The sequence below is a fragment of the Pseudomonas sp. 910_21 genome (genome assembly GCF_052850735.1).
On sequence record NZ_VXCY01000008.1, the window covers coordinates 267,504 to 287,421 of the forward strand.

Annotated in this window: 15 protein-coding genes; 9 read left to right on the plus strand and 6 right to left on the minus strand. The window is 60.2% G+C overall.

Going from position 1 to position 19,918, the window contains the following annotated elements; all coding sequences use genetic code 11:
• The first annotated feature begins 113 nt into the window (after positions 1 to 113).
• The 6 genes from topA to FW796_RS24680 all read left to right on the plus strand — a co-directional run bounded on the left by topA (position 114) and on the right by FW796_RS24680 (position 6,478).
• Positions 114 to 2,726 (plus strand): type I DNA topoisomerase, encoded by a 2,613-nt coding sequence (gene topA / locus FW796_RS24655; protein ID WP_123724035.1) that lies wholly within the window; start codon positions 114 to 116, stop codon positions 2,724 to 2,726.
• A 165-nt stretch (positions 2,727 to 2,891) separates the two neighbouring features.
• Positions 2,892 to 3,416 (plus strand): DUF6586 family protein, encoded by a 525-nt coding sequence (locus FW796_RS24660; protein WP_346631785.1) that lies wholly within the window; start codon positions 2,892 to 2,894, stop codon positions 3,414 to 3,416.
• A 50-nt stretch (positions 3,417 to 3,466) separates the two neighbouring features.
• A complete protein-coding gene (locus tag FW796_RS24665; RefSeq protein ID WP_446440194.1) occupies positions 3,467 to 4,510 on the plus strand; it encodes a hypothetical protein in 1,044 nt (347 codons plus the stop codon).
• Positions 4,510 to 5,526 (plus strand): hypothetical protein, encoded by a 1,017-nt coding sequence (locus tag FW796_RS24670; protein WP_446440195.1) that lies wholly within the window; start codon positions 4,510 to 4,512, stop codon positions 5,524 to 5,526. The genes FW796_RS24665 and FW796_RS24670 overlap by 1 nt, the downstream gene beginning before the upstream one ends.
• Before the next feature lie 3 nt (positions 5,527 to 5,529).
• The gene (locus tag FW796_RS24675) at positions 5,530 to 6,087 is read left to right on the plus strand and encodes a LemA family protein (RefSeq protein ID WP_446440196.1); all 558 of its coding nucleotides are present in this window, start codon (positions 5,530 to 5,532) and stop codon (positions 6,085 to 6,087) included.
• A gap of 157 nt (positions 6,088 to 6,244) precedes the next feature.
• Positions 6,245 to 6,478, plus strand: coding sequence for a hypothetical protein (locus tag FW796_RS24680; RefSeq protein WP_011060267.1), 234 nt, complete (start codon positions 6,245 to 6,247; stop codon positions 6,476 to 6,478).
• A gap of 106 nt (positions 6,479 to 6,584) precedes the next feature.
• Here the strand turns inward: FW796_RS24680 and sulA are convergent, their stop codons facing one another.
• Both sulA and lexA read right to left on the minus strand, forming a co-directional pair.
• On the minus strand, positions 6,585 to 7,058 hold the full coding sequence (gene sulA, locus FW796_RS24685; RefSeq protein WP_346631781.1) for an SOS-induced cell division inhibitor SulA: 474 nt from the start codon (positions 7,056 to 7,058) through the stop codon (positions 6,585 to 6,587).
• Between the two features lie 10 nt (positions 7,059 to 7,068).
• Positions 7,069 to 7,674, minus strand: coding sequence for a transcriptional repressor LexA (gene lexA / locus FW796_RS24690; RefSeq protein ID WP_123724029.1), 606 nt, complete (start codon positions 7,672 to 7,674; stop codon positions 7,069 to 7,071).
• 251 nt (positions 7,675 to 7,925) lie between these two features.
• Here lexA and FW796_RS24695 point away from each other — a divergent pair, with 251 nt between their 5' ends.
• Both FW796_RS24695 and nagZ read left to right on the plus strand, forming a co-directional pair.
• The gene (locus tag FW796_RS24695; RefSeq protein WP_016967101.1) at positions 7,926 to 8,633 is read left to right on the plus strand and encodes a TetR/AcrR family transcriptional regulator; all 708 of its coding nucleotides are present in this window, start codon (positions 7,926 to 7,928) and stop codon (positions 8,631 to 8,633) included.
• Between the two features lie 200 nt (positions 8,634 to 8,833).
• Positions 8,834 to 9,832 carry a beta-N-acetylhexosaminidase gene (gene nagZ, locus FW796_RS24700; RefSeq protein WP_446440218.1) on the plus strand — a complete coding sequence of 333 codons (999 nt, stop codon included), beginning with the start codon at positions 8,834 to 8,836 and terminating at the stop codon, positions 9,830 to 9,832.
• A gap of 52 nt (positions 9,833 to 9,884) precedes the next feature.
• Here the strand turns inward: nagZ and FW796_RS24705 are convergent, their stop codons facing one another.
• From FW796_RS24705 to mfd, 3 genes are read right to left on the minus strand one after another with little or no spacing between them, the layout of a single operon-like run.
• On the minus strand, positions 9,885 to 12,575 hold the full coding sequence (locus tag FW796_RS24705; RefSeq protein ID WP_446440197.1) for an SNF2-related protein: 2,691 nt from the start codon (positions 12,573 to 12,575) through the stop codon (positions 9,885 to 9,887).
• 11 nt (positions 12,576 to 12,586) lie between these two features.
• Entirely contained in the window at positions 12,587 to 13,153 is a 567-nt protein-coding gene (locus FW796_RS24710) for a CsiV family protein (protein ID WP_346631779.1), read from the minus strand.
• 10 nt (positions 13,154 to 13,163) lie between these two features.
• Positions 13,164 to 16,613 (minus strand): transcription-repair coupling factor, encoded by a 3,450-nt coding sequence (gene mfd / locus FW796_RS24715; RefSeq protein ID WP_446440198.1) that lies wholly within the window; start codon positions 16,611 to 16,613, stop codon positions 13,164 to 13,166.
• A gap of 353 nt (positions 16,614 to 16,966) precedes the next feature.
• On the opposite strand from mfd, the gene FW796_RS24720 reads away from it, so the two are divergent.
• On the plus strand, positions 16,967 to 18,430 hold the full coding sequence (locus tag FW796_RS24720) for a glyceraldehyde-3-phosphate dehydrogenase (protein WP_346632073.1): 1,464 nt from the start codon (positions 16,967 to 16,969) through the stop codon (positions 18,428 to 18,430).
• A 159-nt stretch (positions 18,431 to 18,589) separates the two neighbouring features.
• On the opposite strand, the gene tcuC is transcribed toward FW796_RS24720, so the two are convergent.
• Positions 18,590 to 19,882, minus strand: coding sequence for a tricarballylate/proton symporter TcuC (gene tcuC / locus FW796_RS24725; RefSeq protein ID WP_446440199.1), 1,293 nt, complete (start codon positions 19,880 to 19,882; stop codon positions 18,590 to 18,592).
• Positions 19,883 to 19,918: the final 36 nt, after the last annotated feature.

Here is a 19,918-nt window from a genome sequence, read left to right on the forward strand (position 1 = left end):
CGCAGGTCGCGCAGTACCCTGCGCTTGACCTCACCTTGTTGCCACTATATATAGCGGGGCCGCGTCAGGCGCCAACCGCCTTTCACTTCTCGAATTCAGGAATTTTCTGATCCATGGGCAAATCGCTGGTCATTGTGGAATCCCCGGCTAAGGCCAAGACCATCAACAAGTACTTGGGCAACCAATACGTGGTGAAGTCGAGTATCGGCCATATCCGAGACCTGCCCACCAGCGGTTCGGCGAGTGCCGCCAAAGAGCCAGCCGCCAAGCGTGGCAAGGCCGCTGCGGGCGAAGCCCCGGCCTTGTCGCCGAAGGAAAAAGCGCGCAAGCAGCTGGTGTCACGCATGGGCGTCGACCCCGAGCACGGCTGGAAGGCCAAGTACGAAATCCTTCCTGGCAAGGAAAAGGTCATTGAAGAGCTGCGCCGCCTTGCCAAGGATGCCGACACCATCTATCTCGCAACGGACTTGGACCGCGAAGGGGAAGCCATCGCCTGGCACCTGCGGGAAGCCATCGGCGGTGACGACAGCCGCTACAAGCGCGTGGTGTTCAACGAAATCACCAAGAAGGCGATCCAGGAAGCCTTCTCCCAGCCGGGCGAGCTGGATATTCATCGGGTCAACGCCCAACAGGCTCGTCGCTTCCTCGATCGTGTGGTGGGCTACATGGTCTCGCCGCTGCTGTGGGCGAAGATTGCCCGTGGCCTGTCTGCCGGCCGCGTGCAGTCGGTTGCGGTGAAGCTGGTGGTGGAGCGTGAGCGTGAGATTCGTGCCTTCATCCCTGAAGAATACTGGGAAGTACACGCCGACCTGGGCACAGCCAAGGGCTCGAATGTGCGTTTTGAAGTAGCCCGTGAAAACGGCGAGGCCTTCAAACCGCTCAATGAAACACAGGCGATGGCTGCCCTGGAGAAGCTCAAGGCTTCGGCCTACAGCGTCGCCAAGCGTGAAGACAAGCCCACCAGCAGCAAGCCGTCGGCGCCGTTCATTACGTCTACCCTGCAGCAGGCCGCGAGCAATCGCCTGGGCTTCGGGGTGAAGAAGACCATGATGATGGCCCAGCGTCTGTATGAGGCTGGTTACATCACCTATATGCGTACCGACTCCACCAACCTCTCGGCTGATGCCGTGGCGATGGCGCGGACCTATATCGAAGATGAGTTCGGCAATAAGTACCTGCCGGCCTCGCCTAACGTCTACAGCAGCAAGGAAGGGGCTCAGGAGGCGCACGAAGCGATTCGTCCGTCCGACGTGAATACCCATCCAAGCAAGCTGTCGGGCATGGAACGTGACGCTGAGCGCCTCTACGAGCTGATCTGGCGCCAGTTCGTCGCCTGCCAGATGCTGCCGGCGCAATACTTGTCCACCACCGTCAGCGTCGCTGCTGGTGACTTCGAACTGCGCGCCAAGGGCCGCATCCTCAAGTTCGACGGTTACACCCGGGTCATGCCGCAGATCAGCAAGCCGGGAGACGACGACGTATTGCCGGACATGGCTCAGGGCGAAGTGCTGAAGTTGATCAAGCTCGACCCGAGCCAGCACTTCACCAAACCGCCGGCGCGTTACTCCGAAGCCAGCCTGGTGAAGGAAATGGAAAAACGCGGTATTGGCCGTCCTTCGACCTATGCGGCAATCATTTCCACTATCCAGGATCGCGGTTACGTGACCTTGCACAACCGTCGTTTCTATTCGGAAAAGATGGGCGATATCGTCACTGAGCGTCTCTCCGAGAGCTTCTCCAACCTGATGGACTACGGCTTCACTGCCGGTATGGAAGAGAACCTCGATGACGTGGCTCAAGGCGAGCGCGACTGGAAAAACGTCCTTGACGAGTTCTATGGCGACTTCAAGAAGAAGCTCGAAGTGGCCGAGGGCGCTGAAACCGGCATGCGTGCCAATCAGCCGGTGATGACCGATATTCCGTGCCAGACCTGTGGTCGGCCGATGCAGATTCGTACCGCCTCCACTGGCGTGTTCCTGGGGTGCTCGGGTTACAGCCTGCCACCCAAAGAGCGTTGCAAGGCCACCGTCAACCTGGTGCCGGGCGACGAGATCGCTGCGGACGACGAGGGTGAATCTGAATCCTTGGTACTGCGCGGCAAGCACCGTTGCCCGATCTGCAGTACGGCGATGGATGCTTACCTGCTGGATGAGAAGCGCAAGCTGCACATCTGCGGTAACAATCCGGATTGCGCCGGCTACGAGATCGAAGAGGGCAGCTACCGGATCAAGGGCTATGAAGGTCCGAGCCTGGAATGTGACAAGTGCGGCAGCGAGATGCAGCTCAAGACAGGTCGTTTCGGCAAGTTCTTCGGTTGCACCAACCCGACCTGCAAGAACACCCGCAAGCTGCTGAAAAGCGGTGATGCGGCGCCGCCGAAGATGGACCCGGTGAAGATGCCTGAGCTGAAATGCGAGAAGGTCAACGACACCTACATCCTGCGCGACGGTGCTTCGGGCCTGTTCCTGGCTGCCAGCCAGTTCCCGAAGAACCGCGAGACCCGTGCACCGCTGGTGCTGGAGCTGATCCCGCACAAGGATGAGATCGATCCGAAGTATCACTTCCTCTGCGAAGCGCCGAAGAAGGACCCGGATGGTCGTCCAGCCGTGGTGCGCTACAGCCGCAAGACCAAGGAGCAGTACGTGCAGACCGAGGTCGATGGCAAGCCTACCGGCTGGCGTGCCTTCTACGATGGTGGCACTTGGAAGGTCGAAGACAAGCGCTAAGCGACTGTCGTGCTGGGGGACTTGTTTTCTGGCACATCGATGAAAAAGGCCGCATGACATCTTCGGGTGTCATGCGGCCTTTCTTTTGTCTTGCGGCAAGTTGGAGTGATCCTTGAAACTGTGCCATCCGCATCCGGTTCTCTTCCTATAGTGGAGGCTGCCTATATGGCCCACGAGCTCTATACCCGTACCAATCAGAAGATCTACTTTGCCGGCTTGTCCCTGGAAGCCCTGGGTCGGGCTGAAGAGGGGCGGGCGATGAACGCCCAGGCGCTGGTCCAGGCCGGGCGCGAGTCGGTGTTGTTTCATCTCTATGGAGCCTTGCTGGGGCTTTGTCACGAGATTGCCGGCTTCTACCGCTTGCCCCAGGCCAATGCTCCCCGGGTCGAGCAGATCCTCAATCGTGAAGTGCTGCAGAGCATTGCCATTCCCGAACTGGCGGAATTGGTGGAACTGGCGCATAGCCCGCAAACCTGGCTGGCGCAATTGTTGTCCGCTTACGGGGAGCTGTTCCAGCCGCCGCGTGCGCCGCACAAGCCCAAGGGGGACGTGACTCAGCCGCTGATTGTGGCGGTCAACCTGAATGAAGAGGAGTCGGAAGAGGAGTTGAGTCGTGAAGAGCTGGAAAGCTGGCGACAAAACCTCAAGGCCCTGGCCATTCGCTTTCGTGACGGCTTGAACGAGTGTTGAACCTTAGCGTCGCTTGATGCGCGGCGCGTTTAATTGATCAAGGAAGATTCATGTTGTTCTTCTTGCGTGACCAGGCGCTGGTTCGCCTGCTGAGCGATTGCCAGATGCGAGTCATCAACGCTCAGTCCAAGGCGGATCTGCTGGAAGTGCTCGACCGGCTGGAGATATTCCCCGGCGGCCTGGAATTCGATCATGTGCAATCAATAACGCTCTTGGTGCTGGCGTTTGCCGCGCTCGCGGCTGGGTTGTTGATGGATGGCATGGGCGGGATGTTCTGGGTGTTTGTGGCTCTTTGTTTCTTCAGCTACCGGGTCAGCAAAGGCGTCTCTGGGACGTTGACGGATCTGGCGGCGAGCATTACCCGCAAGTGCATGATGTTGGGCAACGATTTGAGCGAACTCGACAGTAGCGCTGACTGGCGCCTGAAGAGACTGGACAACGAGTTCACCGATTACCAGCGGGGCAGCGAGAGTGAGCGGCGCCGTATCCTGGACTCGCTCCAGGGGGTGTATCGAGGAGAGTGGCATTCGCTGGCATTCGAGTATCACCATCTACGATATGTGATCTCCAGTCGCGAGCGCGGGGCCAGCGGAGACTTCAGGACGGTTTACACGAACTACCACCGCTACAGTCTGGTGGTGGATTTTCCTTGGGTGAGGGAGATTGCGGTTCGATCCAGTCCCTTGGAAATACAGCTGTCGGGACAGCCCTTCAAGACCGACCGCGACGATTTCAATCAAACCTTTGTGCTGCGCGGCATGGACTCGGCCCTTTGCGAGCACTTCGCCAGGCCTGCGACGCTGGATTTGTTGATGGAGCTTTCGCGTCAGCTCCATGGGGTCAATCTGGAGTTCTCCAGCCAGGGACGGCTCTGCCTGAGCTTCAACAATGAAGACACCATGGCTTATCTCGATCCGGGGTTGTTGAGTGATCTGGCGGTCTTTCGTGAGCGGATCGAGGCTGGCATCGAGTTGCCGAAGTTGTATCCGTTGTTGGGGCTGATAGAGCGGCTGGCCCAGCAGCACGACGGTCATGTTGTTCCTGCTAGCGTTCCACAGGCTGCTGAACCCGGCGAATTGATCAAGGAAAAGTGATGCAGTTTCTCAAGCATGATGCCGAGCTGGTCCGGTTGTTGGCCAACTGCGATTCGGAAGTTGCGCGCGCCAGGTCCAACGAGGATCTGCTGAAGGTCATCGACAAGCTCCGTACCTTCAAGGGGGGGTTGGCGTTCGATCATGCCCAGCCCCTGGTGCTGTTGATGCTGGCTATTGCTGCGGCCGTGCCTGCGATGGCCGGTGTGATCCCGATGGTGTTTGTTGCGGCGTGCCTGGGTTTTGCCAGTCTGTACATCTGGATGAGCCGTAAGGCAGCCTTTGACGAGCTGCCGAAGAAGATAGCTCGTAAGTGTTCGTTCCTCAGTAATGGTCTGTGGGACCCGGGTGGATCAGCTGATGAGCGTTTCAGTCAGCTGAGTGATGAGTTTGACGACTATGACCGTGGCAATGACAGTCGTCGCATCGAGGCTTCGGCCAAGGGAACCTATCAGGGAGCTCGGCATGAGCTGTCTTTTGTCTTTCACCACCTGCGTTATGTGAACTCTCATATCAAGAACAAATCCGATGGCGAGTCCGAGCGGGTGTACGAGAGCTTCGATCGCTTCAGCCTGGTAGTGGACTTCCCCTGGGTGAAGGGCGTGGCAGTGCGCAGCAATCTCCCGGATAAGAAAGTTGCCAAGCGCAAGGTTTTCGAGACCACCTTCGATGCCTTCAACAGGACTTTCATGTTTTGTGGCGATAGCGAGCTGGCCTGCGCGAGGTTCGCAACGCCCACCACCCTGGTTTTCTTGCTGAGTCTTTGCCAGCGGCTGAAGAACGTGAATCTGGAGTTTTCCAGCCAGGGCCACTTGTGCCTGAGCTTCGATGATGCCGAAGTCATGGCCTATCAGGACCCGGGAGCCCTAGAGGATCTGCCGGGCTTCTACGCAAAGATCGAGCAGGGGCTGAAATTGCCGAACCTGTTTCCGGTTCTGGCCCTTGTGCACGAGTTGGCGGAGTTGCAGGACAACAATTTCGAGCTTCCGCTGACAGTCACTGATGATATGGAGCAGTAGGTTATGGAGTTGTTGGTAGTCATTGCGATTGTCTTGGGTGTTCTTGCCTATGTGCATTACAACAAGATCGTCGGTGCATATAACCGTGTGCAGGGGGCCTGGTCGGATGTGCTGACCTACCAGAGGCAGAAGATCAAGGTGCTAGATGTGCTTGAGCCGCAAGTGGCCGGTTTTCAGGCTTATGAGAGCCAGTTGCTGGAGAAAATAGTCGGGCTCCGTGGCGCTATCGCCAGCTTGCCGTCTGTGGCGGATGGCGATGCGCTGAAGTCGGTGGATCAGGGTACCAAGGCGTTGCTGGGAGGGTTGAATCTGGCGTTTGAAGCCTATCCTGAGCTCAATTCCGCTGGGCTGATGAACAACTTGATGCGTGAAGTTGCCGAGCAGGAAAGCAATGTCAGCGGCGCCATTACACTGTTCAATCTGAATGTGGAGCATTTCAATAACAGCATTCAGTTGTTTCCCGGCTCGCTGGTCAATCGGTTGACCCTGAGAAAGTCACGGGTCACGCCGTTTTCCGACAGCCAGGCGTCGGCGGGTTTTGAATACAAGCCGAATTTCTGAGGGGCTCTGCTGCGCCTCTGTGGCAGGTTCGGGTTAGCGTTCATCGGGTGGAGAAGGGAAGGGGAGCGTCGAGCAGTAGCCGCTGCCATGCAAGATCCTGAGCGAGGCTGGGGTTATGACTGATATAATCCCCGCCTTTCGTGGAGACCAGACCTTTATGCCAACGTCCTTTCTAGAAATTGTCGAATTGCCAGACGGCCGTATCGAGCTGCGCAGAGCTGAGGACGAGGGTTCTCTGGTTACTTTGGATTTCTCCGAGGATGCCAAAGCCTTTTTGCAAGGTCAGCATGTGGAAGTGGCCAAGGCCATGTTGAGCGTCGGCGTGCAGATGGCCGGACGCCTGGTTGAAGGTGAAATCGATAAAGAAGACGGTCCACGGGTTCTCCACTAAGCCCGTTTATCGGTTTTCTTCCGGTTATTCGTCATATTTATTTCGGCTTCTCAATCCTGGAGAAGCCTCGCGTCATTCAAGCGCATTTACAGCGACTTCCCGGTGTTTATCCCAGGCGAATATTCAGGCTTTGCGCATCACCCGTGCGTGCGGCGCTGATCAGTTGTTGCCGGGCGCTGCCGCTTAGCGGGTTCAGCCAACTGACCACGGTATGGCTGCGGCCCAGTCGTAAGGCTTCACAGGCCAGCTGCTGCGGGCTTTGATTGCCCCGTGGATGCAGCAGCAGGATGCGCTCGCGATTCAGTCCAGCCTCTCGCAACCAGCTCTGGGTCAGGCTGGATGGAGGGGCGATCAGGGTCAGCCAGCGAGCGTCCTGATCCTGGCTCAGCTCCCTGAGAATGGGGGCCAGAAGGTTCAGGCAGTTCCCGGTGGCGCCGCGTAACGACAGTTCACTGAAGGCTTCTGGATCTTTGTTCCAGGGCGATTCGACTGCTTCCTTGAGTACAGGCGCCAGTGGCTGGGCCAGGAACGCTTCGAACAGTGGCAGTTGTGCTTGCTGTGGTGTCTGGGGGAACTGCATGGAGCCTCCTTTAGCGGCGAATGACGCCGACACTCAAGCCTTCGATCACCAGGTCCTGATCTTTCAGGTTGACTTCGATGGGGGCAAATTCCGGATTCTCGGCGATCAGCCAGACTTTGCTGCCTTCGCGTTTGAAGCGTTTGACCGTTACCTCGTCGCCGATCCGTGCGACTACAACCTGGCCATTGCGGGCTTCGCGGGTGGTGTGCACCGCGAGCAGGTCGCCGTCGAAGATGCCGATGTCCTTCATGCTCATGCCTTGGACCCGAAGCAGGTAGTCGGCGCGAGGGTGAAAGAAGGTCGGATTGATGTTGCAGGACTCTTCGATGTGCTGCTGGGCCAGAATGGGGGCGCCGGCGGCAACACGACCAATGATGGGCAGCGAGTCGTCGGTTTTGGCTTCGAAGCCGGGGATACGGATGCCGCGAGAGGCTCCCGGAGTCATCTCGATGGCGCCTTTGCGGGCCAGGGCTTTGAGGTGTTCTTCGGCGGCGTTGGGCGACTTGAAGCCCAGCTCCTGGGCAATCTCGGCGCGTGTGGGGGGATACCCGTTGTCTTCAAGGCAGCGTTTGATAAAAGCCAGAATCTCAGCTTGGCGTGGCGTCAGTTTTAGCATGTCGATCGCTCTGTCTTTTTATACAGTGACTGGGATTATATACAGTGAACGTCACTTGGCAATCCTCCTTTTTCCCGGGTCGGCCGGGCGGTCGTCATCCTGATGGTGGAATCCGTCGCCGATGCCTGGCTACAGAGGTCGGCAGGTATGATTAAATAGCGCGCCGAACGGTCTCTGCAGAGGCTGGCAGGCTTGACATTGCAGAGCCTGAAACGTATGTTTCAAACAAGTGTTTGTCAGGCGGAGTAGCCATGGCCCAGTCGGAAACCGTTGAACGCATTCTCGATGCTGCCGAGCAGTTGTTCGCGGAAAAAGGTTTTGCCGAAACCTCGTTGCGGCTGATCACCAGCAAGGCCGGGGTCAACCTGGCGGCAGTCAACTATCATTTCGGTTCCAAGAAGGCGTTGATCCAGGCAGTTTTCTCGCGCTTTCTTGGGCCTTTCTGCATCAGTCTTGATCGCGAGCTGGAGCGGCGTCAGTCAAAACCGGACAGCAAGCCGAGTCTTGAGGAACTGTTGGAAATCCTCGTCGAGCAGGCGCTGGTGGTGCAGCCTCGCAGCGGCAACGACCTGTCGATTTTCATGCGTCTGCTGGGACTGGCCTTTAGTCAGAGCCAGGGCCATTTGCGGCGTTATCTGGAAGACATGTACGGCAAAGTATTCCGCCGCTATATGTTGCTGGTTAACGAAGCAGCGCCGCGTATTCCTCCCATCGAATTGTTCTGGCGTGTGCACTTCATGCTGGGTGCTGCGGCCTTCAGCATGTCCGGGATCAAGGCGCTGCGCGCCATCGCCGAGACTGATTTCGGGGTCAATACCTCCATCGAGCAGGTGATGCGGCTGATGGTGCCGTTCCTCGCTGCCGGCATGCGTGCCGAAACCGGGGTCACGGACGAAGCCATGGCTAGCGCTCAGCTCAAGCCGCGTAGCAAGTCGGCCCCGGCAGTCGCCAAGGCTTGACCTCACGGGTGGGCGCGACAGCTTACATCCGCTAAGCTAGCCGCCCATGCCGATTCTCGTTTTTACCCCCTGTGCTTTCCTCTCGTCGATGTCGATCGGTTCGGTCGTGCCCATCGCGGATGCGGCCCTGCCTGCGTCTCCAGGAAGCCATCGTTGATGGCGCGCGCATTTGTGTTTAAGGAAATTTTATGACCGTTGGCCTGCAAGGCTCCTTGATGGTGGACGTCGCCGGTACCTGGCTGACGGCTGAAGATCGCCAACTCCTGCGTCAGCCGGAAGTGGGTGGATTGATCATCTTTGCTCGCAATATCGAGCATCCGCGCCAGGTGCGCGAGCTCAGTGCGGCGATCCGCGCCATCCGTCCAGACCTGCTGTTGGCGGTGGATCAGGAAGGCGGCCGGGTGCAGCGGCTACGCCAGGGCTTTGTTCGTCTGCCGGCCATGCGCGCACTCGCGGACAACCCGAATGCCGAGTACCTGGCTGAACAGTGTGGCTGGATCATGGCCACTGAAGTGCTGGCGGTGGGGCTGGATCTGAGCTTCGCTCCGGTCCTGGACCTTGATCATCAGCGTAGTGCGGTGGTGGGCAGTCGGGCTTTCGAGGGGAATCCGGAGCGCGCGGCGCTGTTGGCCGGGGCCTTTATCCGCGGTATGAACAGCGCCGGGATGGCGGCCACGGGCAAGCATTTCCCCGGACATGGCTGGGCCGAGGCCGATTCCCATGTAGCGATCCCCAACGACGAGCGCAGCCTGGATGAGATTCGCGCCAAGGACCTGCTGCCGTTCGCTCGTCTGAGCAAGCAGCTGGCGGCAGTGATGCCGGCTCATGTGATCTACCCGCAAGTCGACCCCCAGCCGGCCGGTTTCTCTCGGCGCTGGTTGCAGGACATCCTGCGCGGCGAACTGCAATTTGACGGGGTGATCTTCAGTGATGACTTGTCCATGGCCGGCGCTCATGTGGTGGGGGATGCCGCGAGCCGGATCGAAGCTGCTCTTGGCGCCGGTTGTGACATGGGCCTGGTGTGTAATGACCGTGCTGCGGCCGAGTTGGCATTGAGCGCGGCTCAACGCCTTAAAGTGCAGCCGTCGCCGCGCATTGCACGGATGCGTGGCCAGGCGTTTGCCAATGTCGAGTACAAGCAGGACCCTCGCTGGCTCAAGGCCCTGGAGGCGTTGAGGGCTGCCCAGTTGATTGACTGAGGACGCCTGACTAAATGGGCGCCAGGAGCAACTCCCGGGTGCCCACATTGGGTCAGCGGCCGGCTTTCTTGTCCGGCAGCGGGGCGAACAGGGCTTCGATGTCTTCGCTCTGCAGCTTCCAGTCGCCGGCCTTGCGCCCGTCCAGCACGCCTGCCGCCAGGTCCGACTTCTCTTGTTGCAGGAGCTGGATCTTCTCCTCCACGGTGCCCCGGGCAATCAGCTTGTAGACGAACACCGGTTTTTCCTGGCCGATGCGGTAGGCACGGTCGGTGGCCTGGCTCTCGGTCGCCGGGTTCCACCATGGATCGTAGTGGATCACGGTGTCGGCCTCGGTGAGGTTGAGACCTACGCCGCCGGCTTTGAGGCTGATCAAAAAGATCTGCAGCTTGCCGCTCTGGAAATCCCGCACTGGCGTGCGCCGGTCCCGGGTCTGGCCGGTGAGCAGGGCGTAGGCGATTTTGCGTCGTTTGAGCTCGGCTTCGATCAGGCTCAGCATCGAGGTGAACTGCGAAAATAGCAGAATGCGCCGGCCTTCTTCGAACAGCTCCTCAAGCATCTCCATCAGGCTGTCGAGTTTGCCCGACGAGCTGCCCCGTGCCGGGGGCGAGTCGTTGACCAGGCGCAGGTCGCAGCACACCTGGCGCAGCTTGAGCAGGGCTTCGAGGATAATGATCTGGCTGCGCGCCACGCCTTTGCGAGTGATCTCGTCGCGGACTTTCTTGTCCATGGCCAGGCGCATGGTTTCGTAGACATCACGTTGCGCCTCGTTGAGCTCGACCCAATGGATGATCTCGGTCTTGGGCGGCAACTCGGTGGCCACCTGCTCTTTGGTACGGCGTAGCAGGAAGGGTTTGATCCGGCCGTTGAGGTGCTGCAGGCGCACTTCGCTGGCGTGCTTTTCGATGGGCACTCGGTAGTCGCGGTTGAAGCTCTTGGCGTCGCCGAGCCAGCCCGGCAACAGGAAGTGGAATAGCGACCAGAGTTCACCCAGATGGTTTTCCAGGGGCGTGCCGGAGAGGCACAGACGCTGTCGGGCATTAAGCTCCCGCGCGGCCTGGGCAGCCTTGCTCGACGGATTCTTGATGTATTGAGCCTCATCCAGAATCAGCATGTGCAAGGGCTGGGCTGCCAGCAGCTCGACGTCCTTGGGCAGCAATGCGTAGGTGGTCAGCAACAGGTCGTATTCGGCCAACTGCTTGAAGTGTTTTTTGCGCCCGGCACCATACAGTGCCAGCACCTTGAGCTGGGGAGTGAAGTGCGCCGCTTCGTCCAGCCAATTGGGAATCAGGCTGGTGGGCATGACCACCATGCAAGGGCGGTCCAGGCGGCCGGCGTTTTTCTCGCTGAGGATATGCGCCAGGGTCTGCAGGGTTTTGCCCAGGCCCATGTCATCGGCGAGGATGCCGCCCACTTCCAGTTGGCGCAGGGACTGCATCCAGCTCAAGCCTTCCTGCTGATAGGGGCGCAGGGTGGCATTCAACCCCTCCGGTACCGGCGCCGAGTAGTCCTTGATGTCGCGCAGGCGCTGGGCAAATGTGCGGATATGTTCACCGCCTTCCCAGAGCAGCGGCAGGTCCTGCAGTGGGTTCAGGCGTGTGGCATCGGCGCTGCTCAAGCGCAGGGTGGTTTCTCCGGGCTCCTGCAGATAGAACTCCCCCAGGGTTGCCAGCACCGGTTTCAGGCGGCCGTAGGGCAGTGCCACTTGCAGCGGGCCGTGCAAGGAGTTGGGTCGGTTGGGAATGTTCACCAGGATCAACTCGTCGTCACGGCGCCTGGCCAGGCGCTCCGGGTTGAGGATCTCGGTGTGGGAGCGCATCAGGTTGAGCAGGATCGGCAGCAGGCTCAGACGCTCGCCATTGACGATGATCCCCAGCTCCAGGTCGAACCAGTCGCGCCCAGGGGCTTCGTCGACACTGGCGTACCAGTCGTCCACGGCGGTCAGGTCGAAGCCGAAGCCTTCGTCGATCTGCAGCTCCCAGTTCCGGTTGCGCAGCTTGGGCAGCTCATTGAGGGTGAAGGTCAGCCAGGCGCTGTCGTTGACCATCTCGAACAACTCGCCGGCGCTTTCCGGTAATGCCTTGCTCTGCCGAGTGGCGATCTTGAAGCCCAGGTTTCGCAGCTGTTCGCGCCAGCCTTGTTCCAGCTCGGGGTGGCGCTTTATGCGCAGGGTCTGATGTTCCTGGCGGATGATCACATCGGCATTCTTCTGGCCGCTGACGTACTCGCCCATGTAGTTGAATGACAGTGCGGCACGGTGCTGGATATAGCGTTGCATCTTGCCGTTGCGTGGTTCGAAGGCGCTGAATTCGATGCTTGCCAGCCACAGGCGCGGTACGGGTTGAACATCATCCAGCAAGTGCTGTGGCAGGGCGGCGGGGCGGCGGCTGTCGAGGACGGCGGAGAGTTTTTCCAGCAGTTCGGCATCCTTGGCTGCGGCGGGGAAGGCCAGGGTTTCTTCCACTTGCAGCAGCACGGCGGCGATGTGTTTGCAGTTGCTGCGGACCGGGCAGGTGCAATGGGCGTCGATCAGCAGCAGGTTGCCCTTGCTCGATTCCCGCAGGCTGATGTTCTGCCGATAGACATTGCCTCCGGAGCCTTCGCAACTGGCGGTGATAGCGCTGTCTCCAGCGGTAACGATGCGTACACGTCTTTCCAGGGTGTAGCGCCGGCCGCGCTCCAAGGTTTGTTCCTTGAAGCGATTGACCCAGGATGGGGCCAGGGGTTTGGTCAGGGGTGGGGTCATAGGGACTTCGATCAGTCCGGTATTTCAGTTGGAGCAGGGCGAGGTGCCGGTGCGGTGAGCGAGGTGATCTTGATCAGCAGCGCCAGATGGCCGTTATCCAGGTAGTTGAGCTGACCGTTCTTGGTGTGACTTTGCTGCTTCAGGCGCTCGCTACGGGTCACCAGGCCATTGCTGTCGATCTGGTTGATCCAGAAATCCGCGTCCACATCAGTGAAGCGCCCGAGCTTGAGGTTCAGGGTGCCTTCGATGGGGAACTGGCCGAATTGTTCCGGCCCGTCGCTGAGGGCCACCTTGACCGGGGTTTCCCCCAGGGTCTGCTGCCAGGCCTTGTGCAGCAGCACGCTGTAGTTGCCGCTGGCATTGAGCTTCTCGACGATCCCGCCCAGGGATGGGGTGCGCTGGCTGTCCGGGCTCAGATGTTGAGCGCCGGTGGCCCAGTCTTCCGGGGCGGCACGGCTGAGGATCTGCGGCTCGGCGTTCTGCCGGACAAGGATCATTTCCACCTGATACAGGTCGTCGGCAAACGCCATCGGCGCGACCAGAGTCAGGAGCAGGGTCAGGGAGCGGAATAGGCGCATGGGGCGTCCTTCAAGCAGTTTTCGGGGTGAGGCGTTCAAACAGCGCCTCCAGTGTATTAAAGCGCTCTTCCGGGCGTTCCATTGGCACCATGAACTTGAACAGGGTTGCACCTTCGAATTTGTAGCGTTTGGGTTGGCCCTGGATCAGTTTGATCAGCGCCAATGGGTCCACTGGAGTATCCGCGGCAAACTCGATGCGCCCGCCTTGAGGGCCGCCGTCGACCTTCTTGATTCCCAGGGTTTCGGCCTGGAGTTTCAGCAGGGTCAGGCGGATCAGGTTCTTGGTGGGCTCGGGCAGCAGGCCGAAGCGGTCGATCATCTCCACTTGCAGATCCTTCAGGCCGTCCTCGTCGGTCGCCGAGGCGATGCGCTTGTAGAGGATCAGGCGGGCGTGGACATCCGGCAGGTAGTCCTCGGGAATCAGTGCCGGCAGGCGCAGGTTGATTTCCGGGCCGCCCCCCAGAGGCTGGTCGAGGTTCGGCTGCTCGCCCTTGCGGATGGCTTTCACCGCGCGCTCGAGCATCTCCATATAAAGGGTGAAGCCCACAGCCTGGATCTGCCCGCTCTGGCCGTCGCCCAGCAGTTCGCCGGCGCCACGAATTTCCAGGTCGTTGGTGGCCAGCACGAAACCGGCCCCCAGGTCCTGGGTGTTGGCGATAGCTTCCAGGCGCTTTTCGGCGTCCGGGGTGATTTGCTGGCGCGGTGGTGTCAGCAGGTAGGCGTAGGCCTGGTGGTGACTACGGCCGACCCGGCCACGCAACTGGTGCAGTTGGGCCAGGCCGAACTTGTCGGCGCGCTCGATGATGATGGTGTTGGCGCTCGGCACGTCGATCCCGGTCTCGATGATGGTCGAGGCGATCAGCACGTTGAAGCGCTTGTGGTAGAAGTCGCTCATCACCTGTTCGAGTTCGCGTTCGCGCATCTGCCCATGGCCGATGCCGATCCGTGCTTCGGGCACTAGTTCCGCCAGGTCGGCGGCGCATTTCTCGATGGTTTTCACGTCGTTGTGCAGGTAGTACACCTGGCCGCCACGCAGCAGTTCTCGCAACAGAGCCTCTTTGACCGTGCTCTTGTTCTGCTCCATGACAAAGGTGCGCACCGACAGGCGTCGCGCCGGTGGCGTGGCGATGATCGACAGGTCTCGCATGCCCGAGACCGCCATGTTCAGGGTCCGAGGGATCGGCGTAGCGGTCAGGGTGAGGATGTCGACTTCGCTGCGCAGGGCCTTGAGCTGTTCCTTCTGGCGCACCCCGAAACGGTGTTCTTCGTCGATGATCACCAGCCCCAGGTTCTTGATCTTCACATCGTCCTGCAGCAGCTTGTGGGTGCCGATGACGATGTCGATCTTGCCTTCGGCCAGGTCCGCCACTGCGGCATTCACTTCCTTGGTCGATTTGAAGCGGCTCATCACTTCCACGGTCACCGGCCAGTCGGCGAAACGGTCGCGGAAGCTGTTGTAGTGCTGTTGGGCGAGCAGGGTGGTAGGCACCAGGATTGCCACTTGCTTGCCGCCGTGGACTGCAATGAAAGCGGCGCGCATGGCCACTTCGGTCTTGCCGAAGCCCACGTCGCCACAGACCAGTCGGTCCATCGGTTTGCCCGAGAGCATGTCTTCGCGCACGGCCTCGATGGTGCTTTGCTGGTCCGGGGTTTCCTCGAAGGGGAAGCCGGCGCTGAAGGTGGCGTAGTCGGCCTTAGGGTCGGCAAAGGCATAGCCTTCCCGGGCGGCGCGGCGGGCGTAGATGTCCAGCAGCTCGGCCGCCACGTCCCGCACCTGTTCGGCGGCTTTGCGCTTGGCTTTCTGCCAGGCTTCCGATCCCAGGCGGTGCAGTGGGGCGAGTGCATCGTCGCTGCCGGTGTAGCGGGCGATCAGGTGCAGGTTGGCCACGGGCACATAGAGCCTGGCGCCCTCGGCGTATTCCAGAGTGAGGAATTCGGCGACCTGATTGTCGATTTCCAGTGTGGCCAGCCCCAGGTAGCGGCCGACACCATGATCGATGTGCACGACCGGCGCGCCTTCACGCAGCTCGGTGAGGTTCTTGATCACCGCGTCGTTGTTGGCATCGGCGCGTTTTTCCCGGCGCCGGCGCTGCATCACTCGCTGACCGAACAACGGGCTTTCCGCCACCAGGGCCAGGGCCGGATCGTCCAGCACCAAACCTTCGTCCAGTGGAGCGATGGTGATCGCAAGGCGCTCCTTGCTGGCGACGAAATCCGGCCAGCTGTCGACGGTCTTCGGCCGCAGCTTGAGGCGTTCCAGCAACTCCAGCAGCACTTCCCGGCGGCCGGCGGATTCGGCGGTGAACAGCACTCGGCCGGGGAATTCGTCAAGAAAGCCCGAGAGCGCTGCCAACGGTTGGTTGGCCTTGGCCTCGATGGCCAGGTTGGGCAATTCGTGGGCTGGGAAACGTTCGCGGCCGACGCCGGTCTCGATATCCTGTTGGCTGGCCACCACGCGCGGCCAGTTTTTCAGGCGGGCGAAGCAGTCTTCCACCGGCAGGAACAGTTCTGCTGGAGGCAGGAGGGGGCGCGATGGATCGACGCGGCGCTCTTCGTAGCGGTTGCGCACATCGTTCCAGAAGTTTTCGGCGGCCTGCTCGATGCCCGGCAGGGAGAACACCTGGGTGTCCTGGGGCAGGTAGTCGAACAGGGTCGAGGTGTCTTCGAAGAACAGTGGCAGGTAGTACTCGATACCGGCCGGGGTAATCCCGCTGCTCAGGTCCTGGAAGATCGGGCAGCGGCGGAAGTCCACGTCGAAGCGTTCGCGAAAGCGCGCCTTGAAACGGGTCACCGCTTCTTTCTGTAGAGGGAATTCCTTGGCCGGCAACAGGCGCACCGAGTCGACCTTGTCGATGGAGCGCTGGTTCTCCGGATCGAAGGTACGCAAGGTCTCGATTTCGTCGTCGAACAGGTCGATGCGGTAAGGCAACTTGCTGCCCATGGGGAACAGGTCGATCAGGGCGCCGCGCACGGTGAATTCGCCGTGTTCATAGACAGTGTCGACGTAGCGGTAGCCGCTGGCTTCCAGGCGGGTGCGCATCTGTTCCACATCGAGCTTCTGGCCAACGTCCAGCACCAGGCTGCTGCCCAGCAGGAACTGGGTCGGCGCCAGGCGGTGCAGGGCGGTGGTGATCGGCACCACCAGCACACCGTGCTCCAGTTCCGGGAGTCGATACAGGCTGGCGATGCGCTGGGAAATGATGTCCTGATGGGGCGAGAACAGATCGTAGGGCAGGGTTTCCCAATCGGGGAAATGCAGCACCGGCAGATCCGGGGCGAAGAAGCTCAGCTCCTGTTCCAGCCGGTCAGCGCTTTGGCTGTCGGCAGTCAGCAGGAGGGTAAAGCGCTTGGCAGCGCTGGCGGCTTCGGCGATGGCCAGGCTCAGGGCGGCACCGGGCAGATTGCCCCAATGCTGTTTACCGGCGGCGGCAGGGAGTAGCGGTAGACGCAGGACGGGCACGGACGGTCAAGCTCCAAGCGTTGCGACAAAGTCGGTAATTGTAACGGTCCCGGGCGGCCACTGTCAGTGGCTGATGCGTCTATTACGCCGGTTAGGGGAAATGTAGTGGCTATGACAACAAAATGCGCTTTTTACAGCGAAATGTAGTGCCGGATCGGGCTGGTGTTACGGAGGGTTACAGACAGGTTGCCGGCATGTTCAAAAAATTGACGGTGCTGGAAGCCCCGGTTTTACTGGGCTGTAGCGCAGTGATATTTTTTTGCAAGGGCTTTTTGTTACCTTCTGCACGACAGGCGCGCATTGCTACGAGAGGGACTCGGCGTCATAATGTAGCCCCTTTTTTCTGCCCCTACATGTGGAAGGTTCCCGTGACTCAGAAGCCCGACCAGTGTCTTGGTGAATGGATCGACCGTGAAGCACTCGCAGAAGCGATGATTCCGCTTATCGGTCAGCTTTACCGCAATAACAATGTGGTGAGCTCGATCTATGGCCGCAGCCTGATCAACCAGTCTGTCATCGCGATTCTCAAAGCCCACCGCTTTGCTCGCCACCGTTCCTCCGACGATAGCGAACTCTCCGTCCACGAAACATTCCCTCTGCTTAAAGCCATGAGCGAGCTCAAGCTCGGCGCGGCTTCGGTAGACCTGGGCAAGTTGGCGTTCAAATTCCGTAACGAAGGCAATGGCCGCAGCGCCGAGCAGTTCGTTCGCGAAGAAATGGCTGATGTGGTTGGTCAGCAAAATGCTTCGGCTCGCAAAGGCACTGACGTGGTGCTGTACGGTTTCGGTCGTATCGGCCGTCTGCTGGCGCGCATCCTGATCGAGAAAACCGGTGGTGGCGACGGCCTGCGTCTGCGTGCCATCGTCGTGCGCAAAGGCGCCGAAAACGACCTGACCAAGCGCGCCAGCCTGCTGCGTCGCGATTCGGTGCACGGTTCGTTCAACGGCACCATCACCATCGACGAAGAAAACAACACCATCACTGCCAACGGCAACCTGATCCAGGTGATCTACGCGAAGAACCCGACCGAGGTGGATTACACCCAGTACGGCATCAAAGACGCGCTGCTGGTGGACAACACGGGTGTATGGCGTGACGCCGATGGTCTGGGTCAGCACTTGGCCTGCCCGGGTATCGACCGCGTTGTTCTGACCGCGCCTGGCAAAGGCAAGCTGAAGAACATCGTGCACGGTATCAACCATGCCGAGATCACCGCTGACGACAAGATCGTGTCCGCCGCTTCCTGCACCACCAACGCCATCGTGCCGGTGCTGAAGGCTGTGAATGACAAGTTCGGCATCATCAATGGTCACGTCGAAACCGTTCACTCGTACACCAACGACCAGAACCTGATTGACAACTTCCACAAGGGCGATCGCCGTGGTCGTTCCGCTGCGCTGAACATGGTCATCACCGAGACCGGTGCTGCTACCGCTGCTGCCAAGGCCCTGCCTGAGCTGGCCGGCAAGCTGACCGGTAACGCGATCCGCGTTCCGACGCCAAACGTGTCGATGGCTATTCTCAATCTGAACCTTGAGAAAGCCGCCACTCGTGAAGAGATGAACGAGTACTTGCGCTACATGGCGCTGCATTCTGATCTGCACAAGCAAATCGACTTCGTCAACTCGCAGGAAGTGGTATCCACCGACTTCGTGGGTTCGCGTCACGCCGGTGTGGTCGACGCTGAAGCGACCATCGTTCAGGACAACCGCGTTGTTCTGTATGTCTGGTACGACAACGAGTTCGGTTACAGCTGCCAGGTAGTACGCGTGATGGAAGACATGGCTGGGGTCAACCCGCCAGCGTTCCCACGCTAAGCGACAGCTGAAATGAAAACGCCCCGACTCGTCGGGGCGTTTTTGTTTGCGGCTATCGCCGGCAAGTCGATTCTTGCAACAACGTCGTTCCCGCAGGTTTCGCCGACAAGCCACGCCGGCATGATCCCTTAGGAGCCGGCTTGCCGGCGAAGCTGTGTATCAGGCGCCGCCAGCCGCTTGCGCGGTACGCAGTTCGTGGCGGTTGCCACGGAACAGTACCAGGGTAGCGATCAGCCCCAGCACCGCCGCGCCACTGAGCCAGATGCCCGGTGCTGCCTGGTTACCCAGTACATGGATCAGGTAGGTGCAGGCCGCTGGAGTAAAGCCGCCGAAGGTCGCAGTGGCCAGGCTGTAGGCCAGGGAGAAGCCGGTGGTGCGCACTTCCACTGGCATGATTTCAGTCAGCGCCACCACCATCGCGCCGTTATACGAGCCATAAAGGAAGGACAGCCACAGCTCGACGATCAGCAGGTGACTGAAGCTGGGGTTGGCTACCAGCCAGGACAGCGCTGGGTAAGCGGTGAAGATGGCCAGGATGGTCGCGCCCAGTAGCAGTGGCTTGCGGCCGATCTTGTCCGACAGCGAGCCCATGACCGGCAGCCAGAAGAAGTTCGACAGGCCGATGCACACGGTCACCAGCAGGGCGTCGAAGTCCGACAGGTGCAGCTCGGCCTTGCCGAAGGTCGGGGTGTAGGCGGTGATCAGGTAGAAGGACACGGTGGTCATTACCACCAGGGCCATGCCGGCGATGACGATGCCGAAGTTCTGGCCGATGGAGCGGATGATTTCCTGCAAGGTAGGGCGATGTTTGCGGGCCTGGAACTCGGGTGTTTCCTCGAGAGAGCGGCGGATCATGAAGATCGCTGGAACAATCATGCAGCCCACCAGGAACGGCACGCGCCAGCCCCATTCACCCATTTGTTCGGGGCTCAGCCAGTGGTTCAGACCCACCCCCAGCAAGCCGGCAAACACCACGGCCGCCTGTTGGCTTGCCGATTGCCAGCTGACGAAGAAGCCCTTGCGGCCTGGCGTCGAGATCTCGGCCAGGTACACCGACACGCCGCCCAGCTCCACGCCCGCGGAGAAGCCCTGCAGCAAGCGACCCAGTAGCACCAGCAGCGGGGCGGCGATGCCGAGGGTGGCGTAGCCCGGCACACAGGCAATCAGCACGGTGCCCGCGGCCATTAGTGCCAGGGTGATGATCAGGCCCTGGCGGCGGCCGTGACGGTCGATGTAGGCACCGAGGAAGATCGCCCCCAGGGGGCGCATCAGGAAGCCGGCGCCAAAGGTGGCCAGGGACAGCATCAGTGAGGCGAAGGCGCTGTCGGCAGGAAAGAAGGTCTTGGCGATTGCAGTGGCGTAGAAGCCATAGACCATGAAGTCGAACATCTCGAGAAAGTTGCCGCTGACAACGCGAAAGATCGCCTTGCCTTTGCCCGTGGTCGTGGACATTTTTTCACTCACTTTGGCTGTCTTGTTAGCAATCCC